The organism is Mesorhizobium sp. WSM4837, from assembly GCF_055811435.1.
Genome location: NZ_JBVVQE010000144.1, coordinates 1 through 5,628 on the forward strand (window position 1 = coordinate 1; position 5,628 = coordinate 5,628).

The following is a 5,628-nucleotide window of genomic DNA, read 5'->3' on the forward strand; positions in this document are numbered from 1 at the left end:
GGCCTATTCCCCCCCAACCACGGCGCGGCGCCCCCCCTCCCGCGCCCCCCCCGCCCCCGCCGGCCGCGCGCCGGGTGCTCGTGCACCGAGCCCGCTTTTCTTCGACAGGCTCAGGCGGTCTCGGCCATCCGGCTTCGCCCCCTTGACGCCGGCAGCCTGTCGGCTGCTGACGGTCGCCGGCCAGCTGGCCGTCGCGGTTTTTCTTGGTGGCCTTCCCCGGTGGCGCGCGGTGGGCGGCACTCCCTTCTAGGCCCGCCGCGGCGGCCCGCAACCCTTCGCTTGGCGCTCCGGGTCCTCCTCTTCGTTCCGGTCCTTCGGATGCGCTCCGCCTTTGACGTCGGGCCTTTCCGGTCGCTTTCGCCGCCCACCCCGCTTCCGGGGAAAGGCGCGGGATTGAAGAGCGGAGGACCAAAAGATGCGTGCAAAACACAAGCGTTCCGCCAGCGGAGAGGCTGGCGCAGGCAGGGGCGGGCGCACGGGCGCCAGCCTTTATCAGGAAATCACAGACCGCATCGTTGCCGAACTGGAGCGCGGCACCGTGCCATGGGTCAAGCCCTGGGGCAGGGCAAAGGCGGCCCTTGGCCTGCCCAGGAATGCAGCCACCCAGCGCCGCTATTCCGGCATCAATATCCTGATCCTGTGGGGCGCCGTCATCGAGCGCTCATACCCCAGCCAGAACTGGCTCACCTTCCGGCAGGCGCTTGCCCTTGGCGGCAATGTCAGGAAGGGCGAGCGCGGCACGACCATCGTTCACGCTGACCGCTTTATTCCCAAGGACGAAAAGGAACGCGCCAAGGCCGATGGCGATGAGCCGCAGGCCGTCCCTTTTTTGAAGCGCTTCACCGTCTTCAATGTCGCGCAGTGCGATAACCTGCCCGAACATCTCTATGCCGCCGCCGAACCGCTGCCCGCGCGCCAGATCGTCCCGCAAGCCGAGGCGCTCATTCATGCAAGTGGTGCTGATTTCCGTATCGGTGGCGATCGCGCCTTCTACATGCCCGGCAGCGACACCATCCAGGTGCCGCCACAGCCGGCTTTCTTCCACCAGATCGACTACTACCGGACCTGCTTTCATGAACTTGGCCACTGGACCGGCCACCCGACGCGGCTTGCGCGCGACCTCTCCGGCTCGTTCGGTTCCAAGCCCTATGCGCGCGAGGAACTGGTCGCCGAGATGGCCGCAGCCTTCATCTGCAGCAGTCTCGGTATCGAGCCGACCGTGCGCCATTCCGATTACATCGGCTCATGGCTGGTGGTTCTGCGCGAGGACAATCGCGCCATTTTCCGTGCCGCCAGCCATGCCTCGAAAGCCGCCGATTTCCTGCTTGGCCTCAATGCCGACGTCGAAAGCGAGGCGCATGCCGAGATCGAAGGTGAGGCGAATGCCGAGATCGCCGCGTGAGCGCGCTCCATCGCCATGCGCGAGCGCCTTGCGCTTCTGACGGCGCGCCGATGCGCGCCCGCGCGCGGCGCACCAGCCGCTCGTATACGCCTGTTTCAAAAAGCCGCACTCAATCAGCCCGAACCGTCTTGAAGGAATTCCGCAATGATCCTGATCACCGATGAACTGCGCGCCCGGCTCCTCGCCACCGCTGCCGACACCGAAACCGACCACGCACCGATCGTGAAACTGTTCGATCCGGCCGGTCCTGCGATCTGGCTTCTTACCGAACTCGATGCAGACGGCGACACGCTGTTCGGCCTTTGCGACCTCGGCTTCGGCTTCCCTGAACTCGGCAGCGTCAGCCTTGCCGAACTCGAATCCATCAAGGGTCCGCTCGGACTGGGCATCGAGCGCGACCTTTGTTTCATAGCGCGTTGTTCGCTGTCCGTTTATGCGGAGGCCGCGCGCAGCGCCGGCCAGATCACCGAAGCCGAGCGGCTTCTGCGGCAGGCAGCGGGAGCACTCGCCAAATCCCATTCCGAGCTTCCGCCAGACGCGGCGGAGCCAGAGCGCCGCTAGGCGCAAACCCGTCCCCGCCGCATCGGCCTTCGGTCTCCCCGGCGGGGACAATCGCACCCCAAACGAAGGATAAAGACACGAAGCTTGCCCATATTCCGCTCGACCGACTGAATATTTCCGCCCTCAACATGCGCCACGGAAAACGCGCGCCCGACCTGTCCGACATTCTGCCGTCCGTCCGCGCGCGCGGCGTCCTCGTGCCGCTTCTGGTGCGGCCCAACGGCTCGCCGGAAAGCTTCGAGATCGTCGCCGGACGGCGCGCTATTTCGCCGCAAAATCGCTCGCCGACGAGCGAAGTAAAGCCGATCCCTTGCCCTGCGCAATCATGGAGGCTGGCGAGGACGCCGATGCCCTCGAAGCCTCGTTGATCGAGAACGTCGCCCGCCTCGACTCGGACGAAGTGTCGCAATGGGAGACGTTCTCACGGCTGATCAGAGAGGCGTGCGCTTGGGGCTGCTCGACCATCCGAGCGAAGCACTTCGCCTGATGGTGGCGCATGCGATAGCCGGTTCCGGCCTGTGGCAGGTTCGCCGCGAACCGTAGCGCGCTACGTGGCCGCAAGCCTCGCCGGAAGCAGGGCGGAAGCCGCGTTCGCCGAAAAACGGCGCGAGGTCTTGGCGCTGCTTGGGCAACCGGATGAGGATGGCACAATCGCTGGCGGCAATGGCGACGACCTCGGCACGGCAAGCATCTTCGCGCGGCTCCTGGCGCTCCGCGACGATCATGTCGTGCGCGTTCTCAGCATCGTCATGGCCGAGACACTTGAAGCCGGCAGCGCCGTCATCGAGGCGCTCGGCAAGCATCTGAATGTCGACATCGGCGCTTGCTGGCAACCGGACGACGCATTCTCGATTTGTTGCGCGACAAGGAAATTGCCAATTCCATGCTTGCCGAAGTCGGCGGCGAACATGTCGCGGACGGCAGTGTCGCCGAAAAGGTGAAGACGCAAAAGAAGATCATCCGCGACTTTCTTTTGGGCGATAACGCCGCAGACAAGTCGAGACCTGGCTGCCGTGCTGGATGAAATTCCCGGTCGAAAGCTACACTGATTGAGGCGGCTTCCGCACCGCCGATCAATGGGCACGGGTCAGGTCGCTGTTCGTCTGCGAATAGCCTGTCACGGCCGGCCGCGGCTTCTCGGCAGCCGCCCTTCGGCAATGTACCCCGGTCGCAGTGGCTGCATGTTCGAGCTTCCTTTGCCCCGCATCGCGCACCAAAACCAGGCCGGCAAACTCCTGATCCCCATGGATCGGTCCGCCCGCCCGATGCCTGATCTGCGCCCAACCTACGGTCACGATCTCGATCGGCGTGGGCACCTTATCAGCCGCAGGCCTTGTAAATTCCCGCCCCTCCTGCCTGGCTGTAGCGACCGCGTTTCCCATGCTCTCCTGCTCTCTTCAAGGACCATCCCCTGCGGCTGGCTTGTGACCTATGGGCGGATCCGGCCGCCCGAAACCCTCGCCGATCAGCTTTTTTCCCCGCCGCCTGCGGCGGCTTCCTCGCGCCGCTTCGCTTCAAAAAAGCTGCCCGCTCGGGTCCTCCGCTATCGCTTCGGCCCTGTCGGGTTCAGGCGGTCCGGACGCGCCCATTACGGTCCGCCATCGCAGGGGATGGTCCCCGGCGACAGCAAAAGGAGACTTCGAAATGACTGCGATCGGTTACGTCAACAAGCAGGAAAACGGCGGCTACAAGGGCCAGCTCAAGACGCTCAGCGTCCGCGCCGACATCGACATCGTCCCCAACCAGGCCAAGAGCGCCGACAACCATCCCGACTTCCGGGTGCTGACGCAAGGGGTCGAAGTTGGCGCCGGCTGGATCCGCACCGGCGAAACCTCCGGCAAGGACTATGTGAGCCTGTCGATTGCGGCGCCGGAGTTCGGACCGCGCAAGCTCTACGCCAATCTCGGCCGCGCCGCCGGCCAGGACGATGACGACACCTACGCCATCATCTGGAACCCGGCCGACTGATCGGCCGACCCGAGCCTCGCGCCCCAGCCGGCGCGGGGCTCATTCCCAGGCGCTCCAGCCAAACCCGTCCGCCCGAAAAGGCGGCGAAAACTCTCCCCGGACTCTTCGCCCGTCCCGGAGGCGATCTCGCTCGCCCATCCTCGCCTTCGCTTGTCCGGAGCGAAACGAGGATCACCATGGACGACGAAAACGAACGCGCGGCCCGCGCCAAAAAGGGCAGTCCCTTTCTCAGCACAGCCCAAGCAGCCTTCTATATCGGGCTCTCCCAGCGCACCCTGGAAAAGATGCGGCTCACGGGCGGCGGCCCGAAATTCCGCAAGCACGGCCGCTATGTCCGCTACCACATCGACGAACTCGATGGATGGTCGAAAGGACACCCGCAGTACGCCGGTAACGAGGGTGGTGAGGCCGGTTCCGGCCAAGCCGGCCAGGGAGGCCGAGCATGAGTCGGCGCCCTTCCATCCGTCTGATCGGCAGCCGCCTGCGGCGCCTCCAGGCACGCAAAACCATCGCCGCTGCCGTGATTGGACTGACCGTGATCGGCTTCGCCGGCACCGTCAAACCAAGGCCCTGGCTGGTCTGGAACGCCTCTGCCAGCGCGCCCGTCGGCCTCTATCGCCTCGGGTTTGCAGCACCGGCTCGGGGCGATCTGGTGCTCGTCCGCCCGCCAGAATCGCTCGCCGAACTCGCCGCCGAACGCGGCTATCTGCCCCCCAACGTGCCACTGGTAAAACGTCTTGCCGCGGTTCCGGGTGACGATGTCTGCGCCTTCAATGACGCGATCATCATCGAAGGCGAGATCGTCGCGCGACGGCTGGCGAAGGATACCAGAGGCCGCCCGCTGCCATGGTGGAACGGGTGCCGCACGCTCGCCGACAACGAAATCTTCCTGCTCGGCAGCGACGATATTCGGTCATTCGACAGCCGCTATTTCGGGCCGGTGCCGCGCGCAAATGTCATCGGGAGGCTCGTGCCGCTATGGACCGAGTGACCCTGCTGATGTTCGGCATGATCGCCTTTGCGCCAGGCGCCTGTTCCGCCTCGACCGGCGCTGAGCCGGTCGCCATCTCCCAAATTCCGCAGCTTCAAAGGTGGCACGAGTTCACAGGCGAAGCAAGCAGACGCTTCCGTATTCCTCAGGCCTGGATTTACGCCGTCATGGATGCAGAAAGCGGCGGCAAGACCATGCTCGACGGCCTCCCAATTACCTCACGCGCGGGCGCAATGGGCCTCATGCAGGTGATGCCGGAAACGTATGAGGACATGCGTGCCAAATACGGTCTGGGAGCCGATCCGCACGATCCGCGTGACAATATTCTCGCCGGAACCGCCTATCTCAGCGCCATGTTTGACCGCTTCGGATTCCCCGGCCTGTTTGCCGCCTATAACGCAGGACCCGAGCGCTACGAAGAGCATTTGAAGCGTGGGAAGCCGCTGCCCAAGGAGACAGCTGCCTATCTTAAACAGCTCAGGGGGAAGGGGACTTCGGCGGACGACATTGATCAATTCGAAGGGGACTCCAAGGCGCCAAACAGCCAAAACGCTCCCTCCGGCCGCTCGCTCTTCTTCCTTCGTAACGGCGTTCGCGCCGGCGAAGCGAAAGGCGATCTCTTTGTGCCGCTGCGCGTCGATCGCGCTCGGACGAAACCGAATGGCGGGTGACTCGGCGAGCGGGCGGTTTTGCGGGGCGGGAAGGG

General features: G+C 64.8%; 10 protein-coding genes and 1 pseudogene. 9 read left to right on the top strand and 2 right to left on the bottom strand.

Features of this window, described 5'->3' with window-relative positions; all coding sequences use genetic code 11:
• From AC0L3D_RS35895 to AC0L3D_RS35910, 4 genes and pseudogenes are all read left to right on the top strand, one after another.
• A pseudogene (locus AC0L3D_RS35895) lies at positions 1-250 on the top strand (hypothetical protein); the annotation flags it as partial.
• A gap of 165 nt (positions 251-415) precedes the next feature.
• Positions 416-1,402: an ArdC family protein gene (locus AC0L3D_RS35900; RefSeq protein WP_473647443.1), complete on the top strand. Its 987-nt coding sequence runs from the start codon at positions 416-418 to the stop codon at positions 1,400-1,402.
• 144 nt (positions 1,403-1,546) lie between these two features.
• The gene (locus tag AC0L3D_RS35905; RefSeq protein ID WP_473647444.1) at positions 1,547-1,963 is read left to right on the top strand and encodes a DUF2958 domain-containing protein; all 417 of its coding nucleotides are present in this window, start codon (positions 1,547-1,549) and stop codon (positions 1,961-1,963) included.
• Between the two features lie 128 nt (positions 1,964-2,091).
• A complete protein-coding gene (locus AC0L3D_RS35910) occupies positions 2,092-2,331 on the top strand; it encodes a hypothetical protein (protein WP_473647445.1) in 240 nt (79 codons plus the stop codon).
• 63 nt (positions 2,332-2,394) lie between these two features.
• Here AC0L3D_RS35910 and AC0L3D_RS35915 read toward each other — a convergent pair whose 3' ends face one another.
• Positions 2,395-2,796, bottom strand: coding sequence for a hypothetical protein (locus tag AC0L3D_RS35915; protein WP_473647446.1), 402 nt, complete (start codon positions 2,794-2,796; stop codon positions 2,395-2,397).
• 20 nt (positions 2,797-2,816) lie between these two features.
• On the opposite strand from AC0L3D_RS35915, the gene AC0L3D_RS35920 reads away from it, so the two are divergent.
• The gene (locus tag AC0L3D_RS35920) at positions 2,817-2,987 is read left to right on the top strand and encodes a hypothetical protein (protein WP_473647447.1); all 171 of its coding nucleotides are present in this window, start codon (positions 2,817-2,819) and stop codon (positions 2,985-2,987) included.
• A 49-nt stretch (positions 2,988-3,036) separates the two neighbouring features.
• Here the strand turns inward: AC0L3D_RS35920 and AC0L3D_RS35925 are convergent, their stop codons facing one another.
• Complete coding sequence (locus AC0L3D_RS35925; protein WP_473628780.1) at positions 3,037-3,345, bottom strand: hypothetical protein; 309 nt, start codon at positions 3,343-3,345, stop codon at positions 3,037-3,039.
• A gap of 262 nt (positions 3,346-3,607) precedes the next feature.
• Here AC0L3D_RS35925 and AC0L3D_RS35930 point away from each other — a divergent pair, with 262 nt between their 5' ends.
• From AC0L3D_RS35930 to AC0L3D_RS35945, 4 genes are all read left to right on the top strand, one after another.
• A complete protein-coding gene (locus tag AC0L3D_RS35930; protein ID WP_065010508.1) occupies positions 3,608-3,931 on the top strand; it encodes a DUF736 domain-containing protein in 324 nt (107 codons plus the stop codon).
• Positions 3,932-4,107: 176 nt separating this feature from the next.
• A complete protein-coding gene (locus AC0L3D_RS35935) occupies positions 4,108-4,377 on the top strand; it encodes a helix-turn-helix transcriptional regulator (protein WP_473479475.1) in 270 nt (89 codons plus the stop codon).
• Entirely contained in the window at positions 4,374-4,922 is a 549-nt protein-coding gene (gene lepB / locus AC0L3D_RS35940; RefSeq protein ID WP_473628782.1) for a signal peptidase I, read from the top strand. The genes AC0L3D_RS35935 and lepB overlap by 4 nt, the downstream gene beginning before the upstream one ends.
• A complete protein-coding gene (locus tag AC0L3D_RS35945; protein ID WP_473628784.1) occupies positions 4,910-5,593 on the top strand; it encodes a lytic transglycosylase domain-containing protein in 684 nt (227 codons plus the stop codon). The genes lepB and AC0L3D_RS35945 overlap by 13 nt, the downstream gene beginning before the upstream one ends.
• The last annotated feature ends 35 nt before the right edge of the window (positions 5,594-5,628 follow it).